This window comes from Methanobrevibacter intestini, assembly GCF_047402955.1.
Lineage (GTDB): Archaea > Methanobacteriota > Methanobacteria > Methanobacteriales > Methanobacteriaceae > Methanocatella > Methanocatella intestini.
Genome location: NZ_CP187956.1, coordinates 33,864 through 58,290, shown reverse-complemented (window position 1 = coordinate 58,290; position 24,427 = coordinate 33,864). Strand labels below are relative to the sequence as shown.

At 28.9% G+C, this 24,427-nt stretch carries 27 protein-coding genes, 1 pseudogene and 1 CRISPR repeat array (1 of these 29 running past the window's edge); of the genes and pseudogenes, 21 read left to right on the top strand and 7 right to left on the bottom strand.

Annotation, left to right across the window (positions count from 1 at the left end; translation table 11 throughout):
• A CRISPR array of direct repeats spans positions 1 to 1,033; the repeat unit is 37 nt; unit sequence ATTGCAGAAAACCATCTATTAAAATAAGGATTGTGAC (it extends 2,140 nt beyond the left edge of the window).
• 188 nt (positions 1,034 to 1,221) lie between these two features.
• On the top strand, positions 1,222 to 2,499 hold the full coding sequence (locus ACMC9J_RS00355) for a TIGR02710 family CRISPR-associated CARF protein (RefSeq protein ID WP_427003336.1): 1,278 nt from the start codon (positions 1,222 to 1,224) through the stop codon (positions 2,497 to 2,499).
• An 18-nt stretch (positions 2,500 to 2,517) separates the two neighbouring features.
• Here the strand turns inward: ACMC9J_RS00355 and ACMC9J_RS00350 are convergent, their stop codons facing one another.
• Complete coding sequence (locus ACMC9J_RS00350) at positions 2,518 to 4,392, bottom strand: DNA/RNA helicase domain-containing protein (protein ID WP_427003335.1); 1,875 nt, start codon at positions 4,390 to 4,392, stop codon at positions 2,518 to 2,520.
• Between the two features lie 11 nt (positions 4,393 to 4,403).
• Entirely contained in the window at positions 4,404 to 4,718 is a 315-nt protein-coding gene (locus ACMC9J_RS00345; protein ID WP_427003334.1) for a nucleotide pyrophosphohydrolase, read from the bottom strand.
• 323 nt (positions 4,719 to 5,041) lie between these two features.
• On the opposite strand from ACMC9J_RS00345, the gene ACMC9J_RS00340 reads away from it, so the two are divergent.
• Positions 5,042 to 5,662, top strand: coding sequence for a hypothetical protein (locus ACMC9J_RS00340; RefSeq protein ID WP_427003333.1), 621 nt, complete (start codon positions 5,042 to 5,044; stop codon positions 5,660 to 5,662).
• Positions 5,634 to 6,992 carry a DNA/RNA helicase domain-containing protein gene (locus ACMC9J_RS00335; protein WP_427003332.1) on the top strand — a complete coding sequence of 453 codons (1,359 nt, stop codon included), beginning with the start codon at positions 5,634 to 5,636 and terminating at the stop codon, positions 6,990 to 6,992. The genes ACMC9J_RS00340 and ACMC9J_RS00335 overlap by 29 nt, the downstream gene beginning before the upstream one ends.
• A 42-nt stretch (positions 6,993 to 7,034) precedes the next feature.
• Here the strand turns inward: ACMC9J_RS00335 and ACMC9J_RS00330 are convergent.
• Positions 7,035 to 7,298: pseudogene (locus tag ACMC9J_RS00330) on the bottom strand (ISNCY-like element ISM1 family transposase); the annotation flags it as partial.
• Between the two features lie 266 nt (positions 7,299 to 7,564).
• On the opposite strand from ACMC9J_RS00330, the gene ACMC9J_RS00325 reads away from it, so the two are divergent.
• The 8 genes from ACMC9J_RS00325 (at position 7,565) to ACMC9J_RS00290 (ending at position 14,856) form a co-directional block, all read left to right on the top strand.
• On the top strand, positions 7,565 to 7,696 hold the full coding sequence (locus tag ACMC9J_RS00325; RefSeq protein WP_288660482.1) for a hypothetical protein: 132 nt from the start codon (positions 7,565 to 7,567) through the stop codon (positions 7,694 to 7,696).
• 13 nt (positions 7,697 to 7,709) lie between these two features.
• Positions 7,710 to 8,273, top strand: a complete 564-nt coding sequence (locus tag ACMC9J_RS00320; protein WP_404805384.1) for a restriction endonuclease subunit S — start codon at positions 7,710 to 7,712, stop codon at positions 8,271 to 8,273.
• The gene (locus tag ACMC9J_RS00315) at positions 8,274 to 9,680 is read left to right on the top strand and encodes an N-6 DNA methylase (protein WP_404805383.1); all 1,407 of its coding nucleotides are present in this window, start codon (positions 8,274 to 8,276) and stop codon (positions 9,678 to 9,680) included. It begins immediately after the preceding gene.
• Positions 9,681 to 9,764: 84 nt separating this feature from the next.
• Positions 9,765 to 10,637 (top strand): tetratricopeptide repeat protein, encoded by an 873-nt coding sequence (locus ACMC9J_RS00310; RefSeq protein WP_288660490.1) that lies wholly within the window; start codon positions 9,765 to 9,767, stop codon positions 10,635 to 10,637.
• A gap of 133 nt (positions 10,638 to 10,770) precedes the next feature.
• The gene (locus ACMC9J_RS00305) at positions 10,771 to 11,157 is read left to right on the top strand and encodes a hypothetical protein (RefSeq protein ID WP_427003331.1); all 387 of its coding nucleotides are present in this window, start codon (positions 10,771 to 10,773) and stop codon (positions 11,155 to 11,157) included.
• Position 11,158: 1 nt separating this feature from the next.
• Positions 11,159 to 11,404 carry a hypothetical protein gene (locus ACMC9J_RS00300; RefSeq protein WP_011954756.1) on the top strand — a complete coding sequence of 82 codons (246 nt, stop codon included), beginning with the start codon at positions 11,159 to 11,161 and terminating at the stop codon, positions 11,402 to 11,404.
• 272 nt (positions 11,405 to 11,676) lie between these two features.
• Positions 11,677 to 12,141: a hypothetical protein gene (locus ACMC9J_RS00295; RefSeq protein WP_427003330.1), complete on the top strand. Its 465-nt coding sequence runs from the start codon at positions 11,677 to 11,679 to the stop codon at positions 12,139 to 12,141.
• Positions 12,142 to 12,294: 153 nt separating this feature from the next.
• Positions 12,295 to 14,856, top strand: coding sequence for a DNA repair ATPase (locus tag ACMC9J_RS00290; protein ID WP_427003329.1), 2,562 nt, complete (start codon positions 12,295 to 12,297; stop codon positions 14,854 to 14,856).
• A gap of 293 nt (positions 14,857 to 15,149) precedes the next feature.
• On the opposite strand, the gene ACMC9J_RS00285 is transcribed toward ACMC9J_RS00290, so the two are convergent.
• Positions 15,150 to 15,350: a hypothetical protein gene (locus ACMC9J_RS00285; RefSeq protein WP_427003328.1), complete on the bottom strand. Its 201-nt coding sequence runs from the start codon at positions 15,348 to 15,350 to the stop codon at positions 15,150 to 15,152.
• Positions 15,351 to 15,544: 194 nt separating this feature from the next.
• Positions 15,545 to 16,438: a hypothetical protein gene (locus ACMC9J_RS00280; RefSeq protein ID WP_427003327.1), complete on the bottom strand. Its 894-nt coding sequence runs from the start codon at positions 16,436 to 16,438 to the stop codon at positions 15,545 to 15,547.
• A 181-nt stretch (positions 16,439 to 16,619) separates the two neighbouring features.
• On the opposite strand from ACMC9J_RS00280, the gene ACMC9J_RS00275 reads away from it, so the two are divergent.
• The 5 genes from ACMC9J_RS00275 (at position 16,620) to ACMC9J_RS00255 (ending at position 18,853) form a co-directional block, all read left to right on the top strand.
• Positions 16,620 to 17,399: a tetratricopeptide repeat protein gene (locus tag ACMC9J_RS00275; RefSeq protein WP_427003326.1), complete on the top strand. Its 780-nt coding sequence runs from the start codon at positions 16,620 to 16,622 to the stop codon at positions 17,397 to 17,399.
• 71 nt (positions 17,400 to 17,470) lie between these two features.
• The gene (locus ACMC9J_RS00270) at positions 17,471 to 17,578 is read left to right on the top strand and encodes a zinc ribbon domain-containing protein (protein WP_019265563.1); all 108 of its coding nucleotides are present in this window, start codon (positions 17,471 to 17,473) and stop codon (positions 17,576 to 17,578) included.
• A gap of 108 nt (positions 17,579 to 17,686) precedes the next feature.
• Entirely contained in the window at positions 17,687 to 18,139 is a 453-nt protein-coding gene (locus tag ACMC9J_RS00265; RefSeq protein ID WP_094516503.1) for a zinc-ribbon domain-containing protein, read from the top strand.
• A gap of 49 nt (positions 18,140 to 18,188) precedes the next feature.
• Entirely contained in the window at positions 18,189 to 18,524 is a 336-nt protein-coding gene (locus ACMC9J_RS00260; protein WP_019265565.1) for a zinc-ribbon domain-containing protein, read from the top strand.
• Complete coding sequence (locus ACMC9J_RS00255; protein WP_238523710.1) at positions 18,521 to 18,853, top strand: DUF2085 domain-containing protein; 333 nt, start codon at positions 18,521 to 18,523, stop codon at positions 18,851 to 18,853. Before ACMC9J_RS00260 ends, ACMC9J_RS00255 begins: the two co-directional genes overlap by 4 nt.
• Here ACMC9J_RS00255 and ACMC9J_RS00250 read toward each other — a convergent pair.
• On the bottom strand, positions 18,830 to 20,665 hold the full coding sequence (locus ACMC9J_RS00250; protein WP_427003325.1) for a UvrD-helicase domain-containing protein: 1,836 nt from the start codon (positions 20,663 to 20,665) through the stop codon (positions 18,830 to 18,832). The genes ACMC9J_RS00255 and ACMC9J_RS00250 overlap by 24 nt on opposite strands.
• Before the next feature lie 132 nt (positions 20,666 to 20,797).
• On the opposite strand from ACMC9J_RS00250, the gene ACMC9J_RS00245 reads away from it, so the two are divergent.
• The 5 genes from ACMC9J_RS00245 (at position 20,798) to ACMC9J_RS00225 (ending at position 23,986) form a co-directional block, all read left to right on the top strand.
• Entirely contained in the window at positions 20,798 to 21,574 is a 777-nt protein-coding gene (locus ACMC9J_RS00245) for a zinc ribbon domain-containing protein (protein WP_427003324.1), read from the top strand.
• Between the two features lie 7 nt (positions 21,575 to 21,581).
• On the top strand, positions 21,582 to 21,959 hold the full coding sequence (locus tag ACMC9J_RS00240) for a zinc-ribbon domain-containing protein (protein ID WP_019265569.1): 378 nt from the start codon (positions 21,582 to 21,584) through the stop codon (positions 21,957 to 21,959).
• Between the two features lie 173 nt (positions 21,960 to 22,132).
• A complete protein-coding gene (locus ACMC9J_RS00235; protein WP_304130052.1) occupies positions 22,133 to 22,276 on the top strand; it encodes a hypothetical protein in 144 nt (47 codons plus the stop codon).
• Between the two features lie 2 nt (positions 22,277 to 22,278).
• On the top strand, positions 22,279 to 22,983 hold the full coding sequence (locus tag ACMC9J_RS00230) for a hypothetical protein (RefSeq protein ID WP_427003323.1): 705 nt from the start codon (positions 22,279 to 22,281) through the stop codon (positions 22,981 to 22,983).
• A 13-nt stretch (positions 22,984 to 22,996) separates the two neighbouring features.
• Positions 22,997 to 23,986, top strand: a complete 990-nt coding sequence (locus ACMC9J_RS00225; protein ID WP_427003322.1) for a tetratricopeptide repeat protein — start codon at positions 22,997 to 22,999, stop codon at positions 23,984 to 23,986.
• Here ACMC9J_RS00225 and ACMC9J_RS00220 read toward each other — a convergent pair.
• Entirely contained in the window at positions 23,981 to 24,250 is a 270-nt protein-coding gene (locus ACMC9J_RS00220; protein ID WP_004033762.1) for a winged helix-turn-helix domain-containing protein, read from the bottom strand. The two genes, ACMC9J_RS00225 and ACMC9J_RS00220, sit on opposite strands and share 6 nt — an antisense overlap.
• Positions 24,251 to 24,427: the final 177 nt, after the last annotated feature.

The following is a 24,427-nucleotide window of genomic DNA, read 5'->3' as shown; positions in this document are numbered from 1 at the left end:
ATAAGGATTGTGACGAGAACATCCATTCTACTGAACTCAGGAAATTCGGTATTGCAGAAAACCATCTATTAAAATAAGGATTGTGACCATCTGAACATTCAAGTGTATAATTTGTCCTAATATTGCAGAAAACCATCTATTAAAATAAGGATTGTGACTTTTTTACTTTAACAGTTTCAATCCCATTAATAAAGATTGCAGAAAACCATCTATTAAAATAAGGATTGTGACATTTCTCTATCTTTTGTACTGATTTTTCTATTAAATTGCAGAAAACCATCTATTAAAATAAGGATTGTGACTCAGATAATAATATTTGCTCTAATCTTGAGAAACTATATTGCAGAAAACCATCTATTAAAATAAGGATTGTGACTGCCGTATTTAGCAGTAAACTCTAAACCTTCAAGATATTGCAGAAAACCATCTATTAAAATAAGGATTGTGACCCTGCGTATTTCTCATAGTTATTCATCACCTCTTTTAATTGCAGAAAACCATCTATTAAAATAAGGATTGTGACTGGTAAACAGAGTGTTGTGTAAACAGAGTTCCCAGTATTGCAGAAAACCATCTATTAAAATAAGGATTGTGACAAACAATTAATCCCCTTAAATAATTCTTGAGCACTATATTGCAGAAAACCATCTATTAAAATAAGGATTGTGACTAATTTATCGGTGTTAGCACCGTTAAAATATTTAAATTGCAGAAAACCATCTATTAAAATAAGGATTGTGACATAGGCACTCCCCTCCATAGTTTTGTGAATGTCTGAATTGCAGAAAACCATCTATTAAAATAAGGATTGTGACACTTCCAAGGTCATATACAACATAATCTTCTTCGACATTGCAGAAAACCATCTATTAAAATAAGGATTGTGACAAATCAAAAATATAAAAATGGATACTATAGATTATATTGCAGAAAACCATCTATTAAAATAAGGATTGTGACATTTCTGTTATTTTTTGTTCTTTTGTTCTTGTATCAATTGCAGAAAACCATCTATTAAAATAAGGATTGTGACAAAGCATTCTGCTTTTTACGGACAATTGAGGTGTTATTGCAGAAAACCATATATTAAAACTATTCGCTTAATTAAAAGTTATTTCAGGTTAATTGAAGTGAATTTTTAAAATTTATTTTAACCATAAGTTGTATATTTTATTATTAACAAATTAGTTTTGATGATTATAAATTTTAAAAAGTGATTTTATGGCAAGGAAAAAACGAGCATTATTCATGACTGTGGGGACTGGATTTAAAGATAATCAAAAGAGTTTGGCACATGGTTTGATGTGTTCTATTGTTTCAAAAGATCCGGATTTAATTTGTTTTTTCGGTTCAAGGAAATCAAAATCAACAATAGACACTCTTAAACAAATTTTTAACGAATCTAATGATGAGGATTTTGATGATTATTTTGAAACTAAATTTATAGAAAATGATAATATTGATGAGTTTAAAGATTATTTTTTTGAATTTAAATCTAAAATTCTTGAACTGGAAAATGATTATAAAATAATAATTGATTATACATCAGGTACTAAAACAATGACTATGTCTGCTGCTTTTGCTTCAATGATATTTGGAAAAGAATTATTTTTAGTTGCCGGTGATAGGAAAGATGGAGTTGTTGTTAAAGGAACTGAAAAATGTATTTCCCAAAATCTTTATCCAATTTATGATGAATTAATAATGGATAAACTTAAAGATTTATTTAATAGCAATCGTTTTGAAGCTGGAAAGTTACTTATTGATGATATGATTAGTACGAATGAAAATAAAGTGATTTATTCTAAATTATTCAACACATACTATTATTTTGACAATGTAAATTACAAAAAAGCATTAGAAAATTTTGATTTAAAAATATTTAAAGAGACCTGGCCGGAGTTAGCTGCTGATTTTCAAAAAAATATCATTGCTTTAAATATCTTAAATAAGCAGAATCAGGATTCAAATGATAAAACAAGATTTGTTGATCATAAACAAAAGAAATATTATATGCTGGCTTCAATAATTAATAATTCTAAACGTAGAGGAAAAGAAAATAAGTTTGATGATGCAGTAGCTAGATTATATCGTTCATTTGAGCTGATTGCCCAAATTAGACTTTTAGAAAAGTATAATATTGATAGTTCCAATGTTGATACTGATGTTTTAAAAGAATATAAGTTGGATGAAAATTATTTGGCAGAATTAGAAAATTCAAGAGATAAAAAATATAATGATATTAAATTAGGTTTAATTAAGGATTATATTCTGCTTGAACAGTTAAATGATGATTTAGGTAAATTTTATTTGGAAAATGAAAATAAAATTAGGAATATTATTAAATTTAGAAATAATTCCATTTTAGCTCATGGATTTGAATTCTGTTCCGAAGAGGATTTTGAAGAGTTTAAAGAAATTGTTTTAAAAGCAGCCGATTTATTAAATAAAAATATGGGAAGGTTTATTGAAGAAACTAAATTTCCAATGTTTTCTTAGTAAGTAATTAAACACTTACTAAGACATTTTTATTGAATTTAATCTATTTTTAAAGTAATTTTGCAAATTATTATCAGCACAATAGATGTAGCAGCCTTTCATTCCGCGGGTCATCAGAGTTTTATATGTATTTTTAATAATTTCATCAGCTGTTTTTTGAGCCTTATCCGGATTTTCTTTATACATTTTCTTGATTCCTCTTAAAGACTGGTCTGTTACTGCTCTTTTATTGAAATCAGTTATGATTTTACCGTTTTCAAAACGCATGTCCTCTCCGATGATGACTCCGACATAATCAAATTCCAGACCCTGTGATGTGTGTATGCAGCCTATTTCATTTACGGAATCTTCATCAATAGCCCAGGTATCAGTATTTCCAAGATTCCAGCTCATGGACAATCCGTCAATTTCTATATCATGGATATCAGTATTTTCACGGCCTTCCTTTTCCCATTTCCAGCAGTATCCTGCAAGCAGTCTTGATTTATTGTTGATTTTATTTTTTTCAAAAATCAAGTCTCTTAATTCATTTGGGCTGTCAATAACTTCAAAATCATAATCATAGTCAAATCCGTCATAATTGGCAGTATCTTCAATTTCCAAAACATCATCAAGCCAGGACAGGTATCCGTCAGACCCGTTGCATCTGAATTGTGAATGCAGTCTGATTTTTCTGACTTCTGCATTTAACTCTTCTGCACACTTTTCAATTTCTTCAATGCTGCCGTAATCTTTTATATGGACTTTCTGATGAGGATCTATAAAAAATATTGAGAATTTTCCTGCATTAATCAGTTCTTTTATCTGGTTTTCGCCCTGATTTCCATATAATCCTGATTTTTTATTTAATCTGTGAGCTTCATCTACAATTACAGCATCAATTTCATTGCTTTCGGCATTGATGAATGATCCGGAACTTTTAAAGAGGTTACTGATATATTTCTGAGTGTAACTGCCTTTCAGCTGCTTGAAGTAGACATTGCGGGGAGCACTGTTTTTAGTAACATACAGTGACACCAGATCATCACCGATTAGGTTTACAAGCAGATTAACAGCTACAACTGATTTGCCTGTTCCAGGCCCTCCTTCAACAATCAGCACTCTTTTTTTATCATCAATATATGAATCTCTTGCCATCTCTTTTGCCAGTTCATAGGTTACTTTCTGTTCATCGACCATTATGAAATGTTCACTGTTTTCAAGCATTCCATTTAAAACATCCTGAAGTCTTTTTGAAGGCCTTATTTTTCCATGCTCTATTTTGTATAGAATTCTTTCATTGTCACCTTTTTTAATGTATTTTTTAATGAAATTCCTAAGTTTAATGACATCTCCATTACCATATAATGGTGCTTTATCAATATATTCTTTATAGAAATCATCAGATATAGGGTCATCTTCAGATATTTTATAGTTATGGAGATATGCACATGGATATAGGCTAATTTTATCTTCCTGAACAGATTCATTGAAGTCTTCAATCAGTGAAGCATAAGACCAGGCCTGATAAGAAGGATGAGCAACTTCCCTTTGTCTTTTTCCAACAAAAGTCTGGACAATACCGTCCTTATCTACTTTTTTGGCACTTTCCCACTGTTTCAGTTCAATGATTATGACACTGTCTGAGTCTTTTTCATCAAAACCTGAAATTATAAAATCAATTCTTTTTGAAGTGGTTGGAATGGTAAATTCAATAGCTACTCCTGCATTGTCCGGAATTTCAGAGTCATTTAAAACTTTGTACATATATTCCATAGAATTAGTCCATGATCTGATTTGAGCTTCAGGCGATTTTCCAAGCTTTTTTTGATAAATCTTGTATATGTCATCTGTAATGCTGTCATTTGTAACGGAGTTCAGAAAACTTTCCTTGGTTGATTCATAAATAATCAAGGCCATAACCTCTATAATTTAGTGTATTTTGCTGAATTATTTTTTGATTTGGATATGGGATATTTCAATTCATTTTTTCTGATTTTATTTAATGTTATTTCTTTAATATCCAAATTCAGACTGTCGGCCATTAAAATGCAATAATTAAAAACATCCGCAAGTTCATCAGCCACTTCCTCTAACTCGTAGGTGTTGTCCCACTGGAAATGTTCCAGCAGCTCTCCTGCTTCAATGGAAATTGATTTGGCAAGATTTTCAGGTGTATGAAATTGTTTCCAGTTCCTGTCCTTTTGAAATTTAATTATTGTTTCTTTTAATTCGTCCATAATTAATGTTGTGTTTATTGAATATTTATGTGTTTGTGGAAAATTGTTGTGATTGTGAAAAAAATAGTAATTTATAAATATTATTACAAGATATAGACGATTATAACTGTTAAAATAATTGTAAATATTTGGTAAAATTTAAAAGAGAAATTTAAATTTGAAAAATTTTCTGAAACGAATAAAAAAGAAATAAAACTCAAAAATTATGAAAAGTTCAAATCAAACAAGTTTTTGAGAGTAATATAGTATAAAATTGAAATATATAACTTTAAATGAATTAAAATATAAAACTAATTAAAATTTAGAGGGGGAATAGTGTAAATATGGTTAAATTAGGTTATAAAAGTTCAATAAATGAATTTAAAAATAATGACAATAATTATATTCTAGGTGAATTGACTCGAAATTATAACTTTGAGTTAGGTGATCTACAGAAAAATGCATGGATATCACAAATAGACATTTTAAAAGAACAACTTTCACAAATAGATAATGGGGAGATTATATTTGAATATGCTATTCCTAGGATGGGTTCAATAATAGATAATGTTCTTTTGATTGATGGCTTAGTATTTATAATTGAATTTAAAGTTGGTGAAACTGAATACAAAAAAGCAGATATGGATCAATTAGAAAAATATATAAAAATATTGAAAAATTACCACTATGAAAGTAGGGCTAGTGTTATTGTACCTATTATTGTAGCAACTGAAGCTGAAACAATTAATAACCCAATTGAACTTCTTGAAAATAACATATTTAATCCCATTAAATCTAATAAAAAAAATTTACACCAATTCATTTCAAAAATTTGTGATGAATACAAAACAGATACTGATTTGAGTAATTGGTTCAAATCAAAATATGCTCCTACACCTAGTATTTTAGAAGCTGCAATAAAATTATATGAAACTCATGAAGTCAATAGATATAAAAACATATAATTCTGATGATTTATTTTTAGCCGAAACTGAACATAGTATTGATGAAATAATTGCTAATTCAAAAAATAACAATGAAAAATCAATAATTTTTTTAACTGGGGTTCCAGGAGCTGGAAAAACATTAATAGGTCTTAATACTGCAACAAAAAGAAGTGTAACTGATGATGAACCTGCTGTATTTTTATCAGGAAATGGTCCTTTAGTGGAAGTTTTACAAGAAGCTTTAGCAAGAGATAGTCATAAAAGAAATGATATTACCAAAGAGGCTGCTAAACTAAAAGTAATTTCATTTATACAACCAATTCACCAATTTAGAGATGATGCAATAGATAATGATGATGTGCAACATGAAAAAATTGTAATTTTTGATGAAGCTCAAAGAGCATGGACACAAGATCAAACTGAAACATTTATGAAAAACAAAAAGCAAATTGAAAACTTTGGAATGTCTGAACCAGAATTTTTAATAACTATAATGGACCGTCAAAAAGATTGGGCAGTGATAATCTGTTTAGTGGGTCAAGGTCAAGAAATAAATAAAGGTGAAGCAGGAATAAACGAATGGTTTAAAGCATTGAACAACAAGTTTCAAAATTGGAATGTATATGCTTCCAAAGATAGTTTAGACATTAATAATCAATTTGACAATTTAAAGATAAATGATAATGAAAAACTATTTTTATATAGTACTATACGGTCTCTTGATGCTCCAAATATTCCTAATTTCATAGAATATTTATTAAATAATGAAAAAGATAAATCTATTGACATGCTTAAAGAATTTAATGATGAATATCCATTATATATTACAAGAGATTTAAATAATGCTAAAAAGTGGATTAAACAAAAAACTGCTAATGAATCGGAATCTATAAGATATGGATTATTAGCTCAATCAAATGGATTGCGATTAATTCCAGAAGGAATATTTGTAAAAAATAATATAAATCAAAAGGCATGGTTTTTAAATGAAACTAAAGATGTAAGAAGTTCCAATCATTTAGAAATACCTGCTACAGAATTTGATATTCAAGGATTAGAAATCGATTATGCAATTGTGGCATGGGATGCAAATCTTAGATATATAAATGGAAAATTTGAACATTATAAATTTAAAGGAACAAAATGGAACACGATTAGAGATTCAAATGAAATAGAAAAAAATTATCTAATAAATTCGTATAGGGTTTTATTAACTCGTGCACGTCAAGGAATGGTAATATTTGTACCTGAAGGGGATGATGAAGATGCAACTCGACTAAGTGAATACTATGATGGAACATATGAATATTTAAAAAGTATTGGAATAAAAGAGTTAAAAGATACATAATATACATAAAACTCATATATTTGAGGAAATTTTTATGTATATTTTTGTAAAATATTGTTTAAATTGTTCTATTGCTTCTTTTTTTGAGTTTTGTCTGAACAGTTTTTTAATTATTGTGCATTTTCGTAAATATGGTCTCTTTGTTTTTCCATTAATCTTGTTTCTTCTGTAATATACTTTTAATTTATGTTTTATTGTTTGGAACAAATGAAATATGCACAATTGATGTTTTACTTCTATTTCATCTGCTACGTTATGATACATTGGGAATAAATCGGTTGTTAGGCAAATAAATGGTTTATTTTTTTTCTTTATATACTTATTTTTTTGTAAAACTAATTTTAATCAATAAATTTCACAAAAAATATTTGCTTATTTCTAAATTAGCACGAAAAAACAGAAAAATATATATACTAGTTAAATTATATACTTTAGATAAGCAACATCTGCTTATTTCAAATGAAGCAAATCTAAAGTAAAAATTTTCAAACTGCAATCTAATTTTTTATTTTTGTTTGCATTTAAAGTTTTTGTATTTGAGCAGATGCTGCACTAATATATGAGGTAATATTATGGAAATGCAAAACAGTTTTCTGGAAGAAAATGCACCGCCAATCAGCCAATTTGAAATAATTGTTTTAAAGGATTATCTGATTGATGAAAGAGGTAATGAAATTTTTAAAAATGCTAAAATGGCATCCTGAAGGTGAATTTATTATGAATACATTTAAACTTAAAGAAATAGCTGAAGTTAATTCAGGAGTTACAGTCAGACGTTATATTGATGAGGGCAGCAATAATTTTAAAGAAGTCATTGTTCAAAAGTCAATTCAGAAGGGCAGAAAATTATCTGATCTGCAAAAAATGGAGATGTCTTCAAAGCTCAATGAAAGATATTTCACTGTTAAGGGAGATATATTAATGAAAACCCCTTATCCCAATGATGTAGTCCACATATCTCAGGAAGGTTTGGTTGTTGGAGACAGGATAGCTATAATTCGTGTAAGTGACGGTTTTGACTCTTCATTTATAGCTCATTTGTTGGATAATGTTTCTGTCAGAAAACAGTTAACTAAACTGACAAGTTCTGAAAGAATTCCTCAGCTTTCAATTAAGGATCTTAAGGAAGTGAAACTTCAAATTCCTGATTTGGAAACTCAGAAAAGATATGCCAAAATATTGAATCTGATTGATGAAAGAATCTACACAAATTATGAAATTATTGATAATGACACTCGGCTGAAAGAAGGAATTTTAAATAAACTTTTAGGAGGAAATTAAATGGTTAAAAAAACACCTGTTGATGATTTAAAAAGAGAAATTCTACCATACAAAAATTCTCCGGATTTAGTTATCCATGTCTGCTTATTGCTGTTTTACAAATATCTTTCAGAGGATTTGGAAAGTTATATTGAATCCAGTACTGATGTAAAAGAATTCGCACTGAAAGATAAGGGATATTATATTGAACCTGAATGCTATTTCAGTTCTCTGGCTAATTCCAATCATTTTATTATAAGAAAATTGGAAGATGCATACAACCAGATTTTAATCAGTTCCATGGGGTATGACGGTGAAAAAATATTAAATTCCATTTTCCGGGATGTTGATTTTTATGATGAAGGTTCAGATATTAATGAGGAATCAGTTTCAAAATTAGTAAATATTATTGACGGGATAGATTTTAATGAATTATCTGTCTCTGAACTTTTTGAATTTCTTTATGAATATTGGATTTATCCGCCCCATCGTTTTTCCAGAAATATAAATAATTCAGGCATATATAATTTACTGGCTCAAATTGTTTCAGCAGATAAAAAACATGCAGATTCAATTTATAACCCTAATGTAAATGGAGGATTCCTTTTAACAAATATTCTGCAAAAATGCAACATTTCCAAAGTTTATGGTCATGAAGCAAATTGGGATAAGTATAAATTTGATTTGATAAATATTGTTATGAACGGAGCTGATTTTAAAAAAATCGATATTGCTAGGGACAATTGCATTACCAATCCCAAATTTTTCAATGAACGGTTTGATGTAGTTCTGTCTGAAATACCATCTTCTATAATTTATGATATGAATTCAAAGGACAGATCATTTTTTACTAAATTATATGGTGTGGAAAAATTTAAAAGAAATTTACGGCGCAGTGAATTTCCTTTTATTATACATATGCTGCATCAATTAAAGGATGACGGAGTCATGGCAGTTCTTGTTCGTCAGAATATGCTGTTCAGAACATTTGATGAGGATATAAGGGAATGTCTGATCAATGAAAAAAACTATTTGGATACAGTAATATTATTGTCTGGAAAATTATTGAGACATTCTTTTGATAATTTTTCTATTCTGATATTTAAAAAAAACAGGTCTTCTAAAGACATATTTTTCATTGATGCTTCCAAAGACTTCGATGATAAACTGACTGATGAAAATATAGAAAAAATTGCTGATGCATATGCCAGTAAAAAAGTTATAGATAAATTTTCTTATTTGGCGGGCATTGATGAAATTAGGGAAAACGATTATAATTTAACAGTTTCAAGATATATTGATACTTTTGAAGAAGATACTGTTGATTTGAATGAAGTATTGTCCAAAAAACTTCGATTGGATAAGAAACTGGACGGAATTAATGAGGATATTGATTACTGGTTGAATGAACTTGATTTATATGACTGATTTTTAAGTTTATCACCTGTTTAAGCAGATGGCGGGCATAATCCGCCATTTGTTTTTTTTTCAAATATTTGGGGGTTTTATAAAATGTTTGAAGACAAACTTACAAAAGCCATTAAGCTGGCTGAAAATGAAAAACACGAAAAAGCCATTAAATTATGCAATAAAATTTTAAAAAATGAATCTGATAATGTCAATGCTTTAAAATTAAAGGCAAATTGTTTAAAAGATTTAAATCAGAAAAAAGAAGCTTTGAAGTATTATGATTTGGCTCTGGAAACTGATCCTGAAAGAGCAGATATTCTGCTGTACAAAGCAGAAATACTGCTGATTGAGTATGGCAGATATGATGAAGCATGTGAGTGTATTGATTTGGCATTGGATTTGGATTCAGATATTGCTCAGGGATGGTTTTTGAAAGGTCTTTATTATGGATTTATGGGAGATGTCGAAAAAGGAATTGACTGTTATGATGTTGGATTGCATATTGATTCCGGTGATGCTAATGGCTGGCTGTATAAAGGCGGATTTCTGAAAATTGCAAAAAAATATGATGAAGCAGTCAAATGTTTTGATGCAGTTTTATCTGTAAAACCAAATGATAAGGAAGCAATATATCTAAAAGCGGATGCATATCTGTATTTGGATGAATTGGATAAGTCAATTAAGTATTGTAATGAAGCATTAGGATTGGAGGGCGGTTCCGTAGAGCTGAATGTTAATTTGTATCTGTTAAAAGGCTGTTTGTTAATATTGTCTGAAAACTTTGATGAAGCAATTGTCAATATTGACAATGCCTTGAAGTTAAATCAAAAGGATTACAATGCTCTTCTTATGAAAGCCCAATGTCTGGCATACCGACAGGATTTTGAAGATTCTTTGGAACTTATTGATAATACTTTAAAGATATATCCTGATGCATGGGAGTTTCTGGAGCTGAAACAGGAGATTCTTTCATAGTTTTTAATAACATTATAACAACATTTATATGTCATCTCTGACATAAATATATTTAATTGTGAATATATTGATTTAAAAATATATTCAATCGGATGATAATCAATATTTTATTAGGGAATAAGGAGGTAATTTGATGGGAAAGCGAAGAAAAGCAGGTAATATTAATCCTAAAAAACGATTAAGAAAGCAGGGAACAGCTTATTACAACAGAGAACAGGAAATCAATTATTTATTAAACAATTTTACAAGTGCTGTTTATAATCCCAACTTTAATTTGCAAAATATTAAGTCATACAAACAGATGAATGAAATTAGAATGAAATTAAAGAAATTATTTGACCAGCAGGGAGATATGGTCTGGAAAAAAAGTGCTAAGAGACGCAGAATATATGATGAGCAGTTATCAAAATTTAAAGTTGTATATACCAGATGGAAAAGTGAAACATATCTTACTTATTTAAATGTTAATTTCGATGTTCCAGAGCATTTAAATCCTATTTTAAGTATGAAAAGGTCATAAAATGAACAGAGATCAGAGAGATAGAATAGAAGGTAACTGCTGCTGGGCATGCGGTGCATATTTAAATGACGGCAGAGACAGATACTGTCCTGTTTGCGGATGTCCCAATGACAATTACATGCCTCCGTTAAGGAATGTCAAACCTCCCAAATCCAAAGAACAGGAAGATAAGGAATGGAACAGATGCTGTATGCTGATGTTTGTTGTTTTTCTGATTTTATGTATTTTAGGTAAAGCTATGCAATAAGGAGTTTTTAAAATGAATTCAATTCAAAAAGCGTTTATGTCAAACTGTTGTGAAAGGTGTGGAAGAACTCTGGATTTCAGCAAGGATAAGTATTGTCCTTACTGCGGTCATCCCAATTTTAATTATCATCCTGCCACGGGGGTTTCACACAGCTCTTCTAAAACAACAAAACGCAAAAAACAGGACAATACTTCTACCTGCTGTATTCTGATTGCAGTTTTTTTCATAATTGCATATATCTACAGCTTTTTTATTTCGGGTTAGGTGATACTATGAAAAGAGAAATTGATTTTGAAATACTTGCCGAAAAGATAAATGATTCAGACTTGTATGAATTTGTCGCATTCAGTAATGATGTTCCTGTAAGAGCAGTTAACAGGGATTTGGATTCCATTAAGGAGGCGCTAAACAGTCATGATAAAATATTTTTAGAAATCGGATTTTACGGATATGATGATGAGTATGGTGATGAACCTTATTTCATGTTTGATGCGAATGAATCCATAGATGATTTAAAAGATGATTACTATGACAAATATAAATTCGTGGTTGGAGGATATGGAATTTATCTTGACAAGGATTTGAATGTGGAATACGGGTATTATACAACAGAAGCTCCTGCATGCGGACATGGTGCAGGCTATACTGAATTCCATGATTTTAAAGATGCCAGAGATGATGATATTATTAAAGAAAAAATATATTCCCTTTTGGACAGCAGCGGTATCTGGAAGTAATATTTTTAAGCTTCAGAGAATTTCTTAATTAACCGTCCCATTTTTTAACTAACCTTTTATATACATTATAGTAACATTTATATATCAATTCCAACATAATAATATTTAGTTGTGTTTATCTTGATTAAAAGATATGCAAACTAGGTGAAAATTATGAAGAATTTTGAATTTTTAAAAGATTTTGACAACGACATGTACACTCTTCTTAGTGAATTTGAAATGGAAGCTGTAAAAAATCCAAAAACAGCAGAGTCATATGTTACTCCTTTTTTGGAAAAAGTAGTAAATGATATGCTCCAAAGGAACAATAATGCAATTGATAATCCATATGTTGGATTTTCTAAAAGAGTTGATAAATTATATGAATTAAAAATTATTGACTATAAGTTTAAATGTATGTTGCTTGAAGCATATCAGATGAGAAATGCAATCACCCACAAGTCCATTGAAGATTTCTTAAGACAGGACAACAGAATACCCTTCCAGCTCCACAGAAGTCTTTTTGACATTGCATGGAAATACTTTGAATTGTATAATGAAAATTATTATTGCTTCGAAAAACCTGAATACACACCAATTTATAATCTGAACTCAAAAACAGAAGAAATCACACCAAAACCCTCAGATAACAGAAATTTCAGACACTGCATAATATGCGGTAAAACAAACGATTCCAAAAACTCTAATTTTTGCAGAAGCTGCAGCAATGAACTTGAATATCAAAATGAAATTATCAACCTGAAAAACAATCTGGACATTAATCATTTTACTAAAGAGGAAGTTAACCAGATCCATTCCGGCATGTATACCAGTCAGCTGCTTATTGAGCTTACAACCAAGAACCTTCTTAAAAAAACAAACAGACACTACAGTCTAAACGAAGCAGAATATGAAAAGCTTATTGAATTTACCAATGACTGTTATGATATGGAAAAGACTTTAACTGAATTTCTAAATGGCAAATACACATCAAAGCAAATCAAAGAGACAAGATATTATAAATGCGGTCAGAAAAGCATCAGCCCATTTGTGGAGTTTTACCAAATTGTTGAAAATCAGCTATTCAATGATTTTCTGGACCAGATTGCTATGAAAATCCCTATTAATGAAGTTCTTGAAAAAACACAGGTAAGTAAATCTTACATAAACAGCTGGTACATCAAAAACAGAGACAGATTCATTAAAGGGGAGCACAACTCAGAATTCATAACATATAATAAACTTTTAATAGATGAATACCTGACTTTAAAAAGAAAACAGTACTCAGATGATGAGATTAAAGCTGAACTGCAGATAAATGATGAAATTATCAGCTTCTGGACGGATTCATTTGATATGGAGTCAGGTATTTTCAAAAGAAATCTCAGGGAAATTAAAATGAACATATTTTTAAACAACCTGAAAGAAGGCAAATCAAAAGAAGAGGCACTTGAAATAGCTGAAATTACCAATTTTGAAGAACTGCTTAAGAATAAGGATTTTGAAACTGAATATAAAAAGGAATACTATGAAAACCGTGTAGACAAACTTCTGAAATCTCTAAAAACAATGAGTTTTGATAAAGCTCTTAAAAGGGCCAACATATCTGAAGAGGACTATAACAGATGGTATGCCAAAGGCAAAAAGCAGTGTCTGCTTAAAAAAGATGATGATGAATTCTGTCTGAATTTTTACATTAATGTAACACGTGTACTGATGGACAGGTATCTGAAACTGAGAAGTGAAGGCAAAACAAAAACGGAAGCCTGCAAAAAAATAAACACAGACTTAAATGAAGTTAAAAGATGGTGTAAATGGAATGAAAGCGGTTTATTTATAGATTTCAAAGAAAACAGCAAGAAAATCACTGCTGATTTAATAGTTGATGCAATTAAAAACGGTAAATCCAAAGATAAAATAGCTGAAAACTCAGATATAACAGTCAGTGAATTAAATAAAATCCTTGTTTTGGGATCACAGAACGATAAAATCTACAGGAAAGTATATGAAGAATATGAATCATTTTATCTTTCAAAACATTTGGAGGTCTTTTTAAAGGAAATTAAAAATAAAAACTTGAAAAAAGCACTGAAAACATCAGGAATTGAAAAGGCAGAACTGGATAAAACATATAACTTAGGCAAAAACGGTGATGAACGCTTCACTAAATTTTATAATGACTACCTGAATTTTAAAATAAGCTGTTACATCAGCCAGATTATCAAAGGAAAAACTACTAAAAACGCTTTAAAAAATTCCAACTTAACAGATGTGGAACTTAAAGACAATCTGGAAGAAATTGACAGTAAAATCCTGAATAAACAGATGAGCATTGTTATCGGTGAGATTACAAGAAACAGAACTACAAAGCAGGCAGCTAAAAAAGCCAATGTTAAAATTGATGAAGTTTACAGATGGTATCTTGAAGGTAAAAAAGGAAATGAGAAATTTGAAGACTTTGCAGATGATTATCATGAATTTTATGTTGAAGCAGGCTGTGAAATTTTCCAAAATTTCTTAAGCAAAGGAAAAACACCTGAACAGATTATGAAAATCATGAATGAAGACATAACCAAAGAAGATTATGAATTCTGGATTAAAAACAATCTGATAACTGATAAAAATGTTGAAGCTAAACTCTACACAGAAGATGAAATTAAAGAAAAAATCAAAAATGGCGGCTTCAGACAAAAAGAGGAGAAATCTCTTTCAGGTTTAAGTATCATCTGTTGTTAATATTATGGAGAGTGTCTAATTAGAAAATTCCATCATAAATACTGTTCAATTTTCTTTCCAGATGAAAATAATATATTAGAATGTTCCTGCGGTTATGCAGATTACTTGGATAATAGTTATAAATACAATATTAAAAAGAAAAATCTGAAAAGTCAGCTGATATAGCAGTAAATAAAAAAGTATTGTTTTGTTATTATCCGAAAGATGTTCATTTAAAATTTCATGACTGGAGACATAATGGACGGGGTTAAAAAGTGTTGTAAGTTTATTAAAATAGAGGTTTTGTTTTTCCTCTATTTTAGTTTTTCTATTGTTTTGCAGTCTAGTTTTGTTATTTTTGCAATTTCTTTAATTGGATAGTTTTCTTTTTGCATGTTTTTTGCTATTTCTAGTTTTTCTTCTAGTTTTCCTTCTTCTTTTCCTTCTAGTTTTCCTTCTTCTAACCATTTCTGTTCATGTGATGTTACATAGTCATGCAGTATTGTTATTTCCATTTTTATCACATCTATTACTTTATTTTTCAAATAGTTTTCATTATCACTGTCTGTTATTAAGATTTTTACTTCATTATTATGTCCTAAAGATGTTTATTTAAAATATTATGGTGTGAGTGACATAGATATTGAGATTAAAATGGTTTTGTTGTGTTGTGAATTGGGTTTATTAAAATAGAGGTTTTGTTTTTCCTCTATTTTAGTTTTTCTATTGTTTTGTAGTCTAGTTTTGTTATTTTTGCAATTTCTTTAATTGGATAGTTTTCTTTTTGCATGTTTTTTGCTATTTCTAGTTTTCCTTCTTCTTTTCCTTCTACTTTCCCTTCTAATTTTCCTTCTACTTTCCCTTCTAGTTTTCCTTCTTCTAACCATTTCTGTTCATGTGATGTTACATAGTCATGCAGTATTGTTATTTCCATTTTTATCACATCTATTACTTTATTTTTCAAATCCTGATTGTCAATGAATTTATCTGCAAGTACTATTAGCATACCAAGTACTGAATCTTTTAATTCATCATCAATATCAGTTATTTTTCTAGCAATTTCCAGAGTTTTTACAACTTGCACTCCAGGTTCGTGTTCAGTTTGCATTAACGGCAATATTCCTAATGTAAGAAACTCATTGTAGGTTAGTTTTATGTTATTTTTAATTTTATATGTTATATTACTTAATAATTTGTCTCCGTCATAGTCTTTAAAGGATATTACTTCAGGTCTGAAAAACTGTCCGGGTGAGTATTCCAGAAATATATTGTTTTTATCAATTTCAGGAGTTATTACAAGATTTATCTTTACCTTTAATTGGTAATCATATCCAATTCTAGCTACATATAAGAATATTCTTCTCAGGATGTTTGCAATATTGGTTTTGGTTGATAAAAACTCGTAAATAATTATTTTGTCCTTTTCTTTTATGCCGTAATCTATTCTAAGAACTTTCGGTTTTAGGTTTATTAGTTTAACATTTATTTCATCAGAAACCTCGGCATTTGTAATTTTTGCAATATACTTTGCAGTATTTTCCTTTAGAAATTTCAGTGTTAAATCTTCATGGTGGTATCCACGATATATCTTATTTTCTTTCATACTAATTGATTAGTCTTTAATATTTATATAACCATTAGTTTTTTATTAAAACAATAATTAAAGCATAAATCATTTGTTTTAAATGAAATAAATAGTTTATAATCAGGGAAACTTTTTTATAAAAATGTATTAATTACTTTATTTAAACTTTTAATTAACTGAAATATGTGAGGTGTTTGGATTGAGCACTGAATATATTAAAAAAGGAATTATATTTGTCAATCAGAAGGAATATGATAATGCACTTGAATGTTTTAATAAAGAGCTGGAAGCTGATTCAAAAAACAGCATTGTTTTAGGTCTTAAAGCACTGGCTTTAATGGATTTAAACAGATTGGATGAAGCCTTGTTATGTATTTCCAGCTCATTGGAGATTGATTCATCAAATTATGAGGCATGGGTAACTAAAGGAGAAATCTTCAGAAGGCTGAATAAAAACAGGGAAGCTCTGCACTGCTTTGATTTGTCTTTGCAGATTAACTCAAAACAGTCCAAAACATGGACAAAAAGAGGTTTTTTATTAATTAACAGATATGGTCAGTTTATAGAAGCAATTAACTCATTTGATAAAGCACTGGAATTGAATCCTAAAGATAAAAATGCATTATATTTTAAGGCAGAATCTTATTTCGCACTTAAAAACTATAAAAAAGCTTTAACGGCATGTGATGATTATTTAAAAATCACTTCAGTTAATGTTTTTGATTCAAATGTTTATTCACTTAAAACAAAGATTTTAATGATTTCAGATAACTTTGAAGAAGCATTAGCTGTTATTGATGAAGGTTTGAAGATTAATCCTGATGATGATTCCATTTATGCAACAAAAGCTATGATTTTATTGAGGGCTCATAAATATGATGAAGGTATAAAATGTGTTAATAAAGCTTTAGAGTTAAATCCGAATAATATTATTGCATTAAAATTGAGAAATAATGTTTTAAAAGGTAAATTTGGATGAAATGTTAAAATAGTCAATTAAAAAATTCTTAATAGCTAAAAAAACATATTTAATATTGTAGGTGTATTTAAATGTCTGAAGATCATGATGAAAAAGAACACAAACACTGTCCTTTCTGCGGACACCATATAGATGAAGAGGATATGATTTGCCCTCACTGCGGGTTATTCATTCCATAGTTGTTTTTTCCTAAAATCAATTAAACAACTTTATTATCATCTTTGTATAAATTAATCATTAATTAATAATTTTTACCTGTTTTTGTAAAATTTAGGTGAGGTTAGCTAATGGTTCAATGTCGTGAATGTAATAGTGAAGTTTCAGATAAGGCAAAGTTCTGTCCTAAATGTAGAACTCCCTTAAAAAGTAATGAAGATACTCCTAAAAGCCCTAAAATAGCTAGTGATAAGAAAGGTGGATTTAATCCTATTTTAATTGTTGCTATAATAGCTATTGTAGCTATTGTTGCATTAGGTGCCGGTCTGCTTTTAGGTGGCAGCGGAGATGAATCAGCACCTGTTGTAAATAATACTACTGAGACTAAGGATGTTGCTGAAGATGTAAATCCTGCTCCTGCTAGTTCAAATGTTACTTATGTCTGTTCTCAAAAGTCTGATAAGTTTCATTTGCCTGACTGTGAGTGGGCTCAAAAGATAAGTCCGAAAAATAAAATTACTTATAATTCCAGAGATGCAGCTATATCTGATGGAAGGATTCCATGTCAGGTTTGTAATCCTTAAAGTTTATTACCTAAAATAAACATAACTTAAATACAACGAGGTCTTTAAAATGAATTGTCCTAATTGTGGAGCTGAAGTATTATCAGATAATGAGAAATTTTGCAGAAAATGTGGTTTTAAATTAGCAGATCAGGAAGTTAAAAAAGCTACTTTAGTTTCAGATACAACTTCAAAAGTAAAGTGTCGCAGCTGTAACAATCTGATAGACAGCAATTTAAGAATTTGCCCATATTGCGGATCTAATCCGAATTCTTCATCAACTTACACTTCTTCATCAGCTTCACAAACAAGCAGTACCAGCTCAAGTGACAGTGACTGTTGGGGCTGCTGTGGTTTAATTGTAGTTATTGTATTTATATTATACATTATAGGATTGATATTTTGATTTATGAGTGTATGATGAATATCTGCAAATATTTGTGCCATCAGAAACCTGAAAGATCATTTTTCTATAAGGAAAGGCAGTTTCCAGTTTGCAGCAGATGTACCGGAATTGTTATAGGTGCAGTTATTGGGTTTGTTTTAGCTATTTTAACCCAACCTAATTTAATTTTTGTTTTAGGATTTGTTCCTTTAATTGTTGACGGAACTACACAATATTATGGTTTAAGAACCAGCAATAATACTTTAAGATTTATTACAGGTTTATTGTGTGGCTTTTCAATTCCTTTTGTTGTTTTTAAAACAGAATCAGTTATACTCAATTATTTCTAAATTTTCAGGATTATCATCTATAAGCTCTTCAATGAATTCCGAAGGGTTATTTTTATCACTTATCAAATAAACATTATTTTTGGAACGTGTAAGGCCAACATAGAATAGTCTTCGTTCTTCTGAATATTTATAATCATAATTTTTAGTGTTTACATAACTTAAAACACTGTGTGTTTTTAATTTTGATGGAAAACCTAAATAATCATCAATCATATTGATTATAATTACATTATCTGCTTCCAGACCTTTAGCTGAATGCAGGGTTCTGTAGTAAACATTATTCATTGATTTGTCTGTTTTGTCTAAAATTCGTAAGAATTTATCTTTTTTCAGATTGCCTTTTTTAACTAAATTCCTGTGTTTTATAAACTGGTTGATGTTGTTGTTTGTTCTGCCTAAAATTAATACATCTTCGGATTTTTCAGACAGGTCTTTTATAAGATTATAAATCATTTCTCTTTTTTCTATAGGATTTTTTTGAGGATAAATTATTTTAACTGGTTTTTTCAGATTTTTAGGAGACTTAAGAGATTTCTTAATTTGTTTAGGGTTTTTCATAATGAAGCTGCCTGCTATGTCAATTAGCTCCTGAGGGTTCCTGTATGTTTTTTCAATGAATATTCTTTGGGGATTTTCAAAATACTCTTCAAAATGTGAGAAAAATTCAATATTTGTACCTCTAAAAGCATATATTGATTGCCAGTCATCTCCTACAACTGTCAGGTGTGCATCTGTTTTGTCCTGAAGGTTTTTAATCAGATTATAATTGGTATATGTAGTGTCCTGATATTCATCAACCAGTATGTATCTGTAATGTTTTTTCAATCCGTATTTTTTAATTAACTTACTAGATTCATTTATCATATCATTAAAATCAATCTGTCTGTGCATATCCAGGTATTCCTGATAGTAAATGTAGAATTCTTCAGCGATTTTTAGGAAGATGTCATGGTTCTTATCATCATTATTGCTTCTGAAATAGCTGAAATGATTTTTTGTAAAATTGTTGCCCTTAAATAAATTTATAAAATCTGCAAGCAAGGATTTAAATGTCACTTTTGTAAATGCTTCTTTCACTTCATTCAGCAACTCTTTTCTGTTGTTTCTTCTAACAATATAACTGTCAATACCTAAAAAATAGGAATCGCAAAATTCAAGTATGTCTTTTAAGGTATCTGTGCTGGCATTATCAATATAATCATTTATTATAGCTAATATTTCATTATTTTCAATAACTGACACTTTATGATGCTGTTTAATGATTGATCTTCCTAAACTGTGAAATGTCCTTACTTCAACATTTTCAGGAAGTTTTTCTTTTAAATCCCTGACAGAAGTATTTGAAAATGACAGACATAAAATATCTTCTGCTTTAACATGCTTTTTAGCTATTAAATATTTTATTTTAGCAATTAAAGTAAATGTTTTTCCGGTTCCTGCTCCTGCAATGATTTGAACATTTTTGGAATCTAAAACACAGGCTATTTTCTGTTGCATATCTAAAGGTTTGCTGTTTATTGTCTTAAAAAAATCTTCATTAGCCAGCAGTTCTTCTTTAGTTTTATCATCTAAATCATCTATGCTGCTATAGTCTTTTTTTAAGTATTTTCCATTTTTGTCAGGTATTTTTTTAGCTTCTAATTTAATATCTTGGGTGAATGTTTCAATAATGGGCTTTTTATTTGTTTTTGCTTTGTTTTTTGGTGGTACTGCTTTTTTAACTTCATTATTTTCGGTAATTTTCCTACATCCGCACATTGGGCATTTATTTCCATTTAATATCATTGATCCGCATTCACTACAAAAATCCATAATATATATTTTTTATTAACATTTAAAAATAGCTTTCCTAAGAGTGTTTGAAAAGTATTTCTGTTTTATACATATTTTAAATACTAGTTTAATTAAAAATTATAAATAAGTATAAAAAAATGAGGTGTTTTATTGAATCAAGATGAATATATCGGAAATATTGTTAAAAATGGAGTTATAGCATTAATTATAGGATTTATTATAACTGGCATTTTATATTCTGTAATGTATTCAGTAAATGGAATTGAAATGTATGTGGGTTTTATAATTTTAGGAGCAATTTATGGATTTCTATTTATAAAATTGGATATTTTTGAAAATGACTTGGATTTAATCATAACCAATGCTGTTTTTGCATTCTTTGGTTCATATGTAAGTATACATTTAATATTTACTAGTGCATTGAAAGTAGCTATGAATTCTTCATTGCTAATTTATCAGTTTACAGGAATTTGTATTATTGTAGCTGTTATTGTTAACTATATCCGTGATAATTATTTAGATATTAATCCTTTGGGGTCAGTTAACTTGAATTTAGGAAAAATACCCACTGTTACCTGCCAAGAGTGCGGTGTTGAAGTCAATGCTGATAATATATTCTGTCCGGAATGCGGTCATAAGTTTAATTTTATACATTGTCCGGAATGTGGTGCAAAATTAGATGAAGATGGTGCATTTTGTCCTGAATGCGGTCATAAATTAGAAGATGACTCTAAAGAAGAAGACAAATCTTCAAAAGAAGAATCTAAAGATAAATCTAAAGAAGATAATTCTAAGGAAGAAGCTAAAGAAGAATCTAAAGAGAAATCTAAAGAAGATAATAACCCTGAAAAAAGCTGTTCCAATTGCGGAGCTAAAGTAAGTAAGGATTCTAAATTCTGTCCGGAATGCGGAAATAAAATTAAATGAGTGAACTATGAAGTATTGTCCTAAATGTGGTAGTGAAGTAAAAAATAATACAAAATTTTGCCAGAAATGTGGAGCTAAATTTCCTATTGACCACATAAAGTTAAATAATGAATATTGCAAACATTGTGGCTCAACTATCCCTAAAGGAGCCATAAGATGTCCTAAATGTGGCAGATATTTAGATGAATCTGCAAATGATAAGCATAGTGTTGCTATTGCAATTGGATATATATTTTCTTTTTTAATTCCTTTAGCAGCTATTGTTGCCGGTATTTACTTGTTAACTCAGAAAAATGAAGATGTCCATAAACATGGAACCTGCATTATCATTATAGCTATTGGAGTTATGTGTATTAGTTATTTATACTATATTAAATTTTTATAAATTCATCACTATTTTTTAACTTTTTTTAAATCATCATATACACAAGTTTATATACTATGTTTTACAAATTAATAATTAACAAGAAAAAAACTATTTTTAAAACCTAAAGAAACATGGATTTTTTATAAATTTGTAAATGAAAATTTGATATTATAAAAGGAATGTTTAATAAAATGAAAAAATTCAATAATAAAAGCAAGTACTTTGTTGATGAATTAAATAAACTTGAAGAATGGATGAAATGGTTTTTATTAACTGTTATAACTTTAATTATCTTCTGGCAAGTTTCTCAAATGATTTTAACACTTATGGGATAAAAATGTTTGAAAAAATAAGTTATGATGAATCTCTTGATTCTGAAATACAATTTAAAAAATTTATAGCTACACAAGCACCTGAAATTCATGAAATATCTGATGAAGATGTGGAACAGATGGAACTGGCTAACCGTATTGATTTGGAATTGTTAAAGTATGAAAAATTTATGAATCAATTGATGGATAACTATTATAAATATAATTCCTGTGATGATTATCCAATAGAAGAACAATTTATGGATAAAATTGATGAACATTTTGATTTAGAACAGGAATATGATAAATGGGATGATTATTCAGATTGTATTGATTCTGATTTGGAATATAAAAAGTATCAACAGGAACAGTTCAGAAAAGAAGACTCTATTGAAGGTCCTATGAGCTGTTTTGAACGTGGTTATTATATGGATGAGTCCAGTAATTCTGATTATGATGAACGTTCATTTATGGAAGAATATGACTTTGAAGATAATTTAACTTTTGAAATGGAATCAGAAATTTATGGATCAGATTTTAAATCAGAAATGGATGATTATGGGGAAGAAGAATATTATCAGAAGAAAATAGCTGAAATGGATGCAACAGAACAAGAAGCTCAGGAAAGAAAATTTAAAAAGCAAATAGCTGAAATGGATGCAATAGAACGAGCTCAGGAAAGAGAATTTAAAAAGCAAATAGCTGAATATAATGCAAATAAATCCAATTAAAAAATGATAAAACATGTCTTATGATGATATAATAGCTAAAATTAAATCTGATTTAACTGGAAATACAGATAAAGATAAAGCTTATCTGATTAAGCAATTTAAGATTCATAACTCAAAGGAAATCCATTTGGAACTTGGCAGATTGCTTTGGGATTTGATGAGTGATGAAGAACAAAATGCGTATAAAAAAGCTGTTATTCAGGATATACCAGTTGACGAATTCATAAAATCAGTTTACAGTTATCTGAATTATGGGGATTTTGAAACAGCCCTAAAAGAGCTTGAAGACTTTATGGAAATTTTACCATTTAAATTTAGGGAAGATCCTCAATTTGATTATTTTTACTTTAATAATCCTTTGGAAGAGAAGTTATTCCGGAAATATTTTAAAACACCAAAACAAATGAAAGTAATTCCATTTGGTGATGAATATCCAAGAGTGTTTTACTTGTATGGTGTTGTACTTATGAATTTATCTGAATTTGACAGGGCTGAAAGTGCACTTAAAAAAGCTCTATCCTATAATCCTGTTTCTGGTGAGATTTTATCTACATTATCTGCATTATATGATGGAAATTATGATTTGAATAATTTGAAGAAAACAACAGTTGAAATTTTAAAGTTTAGCTATGATCCAAGAGAAATAGCTAAAGCGTATAGGGATTTGGGATACTGCTACTATGAAAATAAGAAGTGTAACATATCAAAGGCATTATATGAACAAAGTTTAAACTATGAAAATCATCCGAGGGCACAAATAGAGCTGCAATTAATAAACAGCTATCTGCATATTGATGAAACAGACATTAAAAAAGTTTTAAATGATGAAAATATTCCGACAAATATTAATGATGATATTTTGGAAATATCAATGTTTTTAGCTTTGGATTTTGAAAAGAAAAATCTTTTAAATCAGTCCTTGTATTTTTATGGTGTTTTATATAACTTAACTCATGATGAAGAAGTTTTAACTAAAATTAATGATTTAAAACATAGATTATAATTTTTTTATTTGGTTTAAAACTTCCAATCCAAGTTTAGTTATTTCATATATTCTTCCTTTTTTGTCTTCTTCATTAATACATTCAACTAATCTTTTGTTTTTTAAGTCTGAAAGTGCATTAGATACTTGTGTAGTTCCTAAATCTGTTTTTAGTGCAATTTCAGAAGGCAACATATAATTATTTTCAAGACATTTTAATATTTTTTGACGTGTTTTTGATATTTTTATAAATCCAATAGCTGAATAAAGTTCTTTTTTGTTCATATGTATTATTTAATTAATAATGAGGTTATAACTTTATATATATTATTGGAAACATATAATAAGCTTATTATTAGCTTAAAATAAATATTTAACTATTATGTTATTAATAAAATATTAATTAATATCCATTTTTAATAACAACATTAATATACTACATATTAATAAAATATAATTAAT

Excerpts from the sequence above, each read along its gene's own strand:
- ACMC9J_RS00355 (WP_427003336.1), top strand. The coding sequence starts at position 1,222 with ATGGCAAGGAAAAAACGAGCATTATTCATGACTGTGGGGACTGGATTT.
- ACMC9J_RS00345 (WP_427003334.1), bottom strand. The coding sequence starts at position 4,718 with ATGGACGAATTAAAAGAAACAATAATTAAATTTCAAAAGGACAGGAAC.
- ACMC9J_RS00340 (WP_427003333.1), top strand. The coding sequence starts at position 5,042 with ATGGTTAAATTAGGTTATAAAAGTTCAATAAATGAATTTAAAAATAAT.
- ACMC9J_RS00335 (WP_427003332.1), top strand. The coding sequence starts at position 5,634 with ATGAAGTCAATAGATATAAAAACATATAATTCTGATGATTTATTTTTA.
- ACMC9J_RS00325 (WP_288660482.1), top strand. The coding sequence starts at position 7,565 with ATGGAAATGCAAAACAGTTTTCTGGAAGAAAATGCACCGCCAATCAGC.
- ACMC9J_RS00320 (WP_404805384.1), top strand. The coding sequence starts at position 7,710 with ATGAATACATTTAAACTTAAAGAAATAGCTGAAGTTAATTCAGGAGTT.
- ACMC9J_RS00315 (WP_404805383.1), top strand. The coding sequence starts at position 8,274 with ATGGTTAAAAAAACACCTGTTGATGATTTAAAAAGAGAAATTCTACCA.
- ACMC9J_RS00310 (WP_288660490.1), top strand. The coding sequence starts at position 9,765 with ATGTTTGAAGACAAACTTACAAAAGCCATTAAGCTGGCTGAAAATGAA.
- ACMC9J_RS00305 (WP_427003331.1), top strand. The coding sequence starts at position 10,771 with ATGGGAAAGCGAAGAAAAGCAGGTAATATTAATCCTAAAAAACGATTA.
- ACMC9J_RS00300 (WP_011954756.1), top strand. The coding sequence starts at position 11,159 with ATGAACAGAGATCAGAGAGATAGAATAGAAGGTAACTGCTGCTGGGCA.
- ACMC9J_RS00295 (WP_427003330.1), top strand. The coding sequence starts at position 11,677 with ATGAAAAGAGAAATTGATTTTGAAATACTTGCCGAAAAGATAAATGAT.
- ACMC9J_RS00290 (WP_427003329.1), top strand. The coding sequence starts at position 12,295 with ATGAAGAATTTTGAATTTTTAAAAGATTTTGACAACGACATGTACACT.
- ACMC9J_RS00285 (WP_427003328.1), bottom strand. The coding sequence starts at position 15,350 with ATGGAAATAACAATACTGCATGACTATGTAACATCACATGAACAGAAA.
- ACMC9J_RS00280 (WP_427003327.1), bottom strand. The coding sequence starts at position 16,438 with ATGAAAGAAAATAAGATATATCGTGGATACCACCATGAAGATTTAACA.
- ACMC9J_RS00270 (WP_019265563.1), top strand. The coding sequence starts at position 17,471 with ATGTCTGAAGATCATGATGAAAAAGAACACAAACACTGTCCTTTCTGC.
- ACMC9J_RS00265 (WP_094516503.1), top strand. The coding sequence starts at position 17,687 with ATGGTTCAATGTCGTGAATGTAATAGTGAAGTTTCAGATAAGGCAAAG.
- ACMC9J_RS00260 (WP_019265565.1), top strand. The coding sequence starts at position 18,189 with ATGAATTGTCCTAATTGTGGAGCTGAAGTATTATCAGATAATGAGAAA.
- ACMC9J_RS00250 (WP_427003325.1), bottom strand. The coding sequence starts at position 20,665 with ATGGATTTTTGTAGTGAATGCGGATCAATGATATTAAATGGAAATAAA.
- ACMC9J_RS00240 (WP_019265569.1), top strand. The coding sequence starts at position 21,582 with ATGAAGTATTGTCCTAAATGTGGTAGTGAAGTAAAAAATAATACAAAA.
- ACMC9J_RS00235 (WP_304130052.1), top strand. The coding sequence starts at position 22,133 with ATGAAAAAATTCAATAATAAAAGCAAGTACTTTGTTGATGAATTAAAT.
- ACMC9J_RS00230 (WP_427003323.1), top strand. The coding sequence starts at position 22,279 with ATGTTTGAAAAAATAAGTTATGATGAATCTCTTGATTCTGAAATACAA.
- ACMC9J_RS00225 (WP_427003322.1), top strand. The coding sequence starts at position 22,997 with ATGTCTTATGATGATATAATAGCTAAAATTAAATCTGATTTAACTGGA.
- ACMC9J_RS00220 (WP_004033762.1), bottom strand. The coding sequence starts at position 24,250 with ATGAACAAAAAAGAACTTTATTCAGCTATTGGATTTATAAAAATATCA.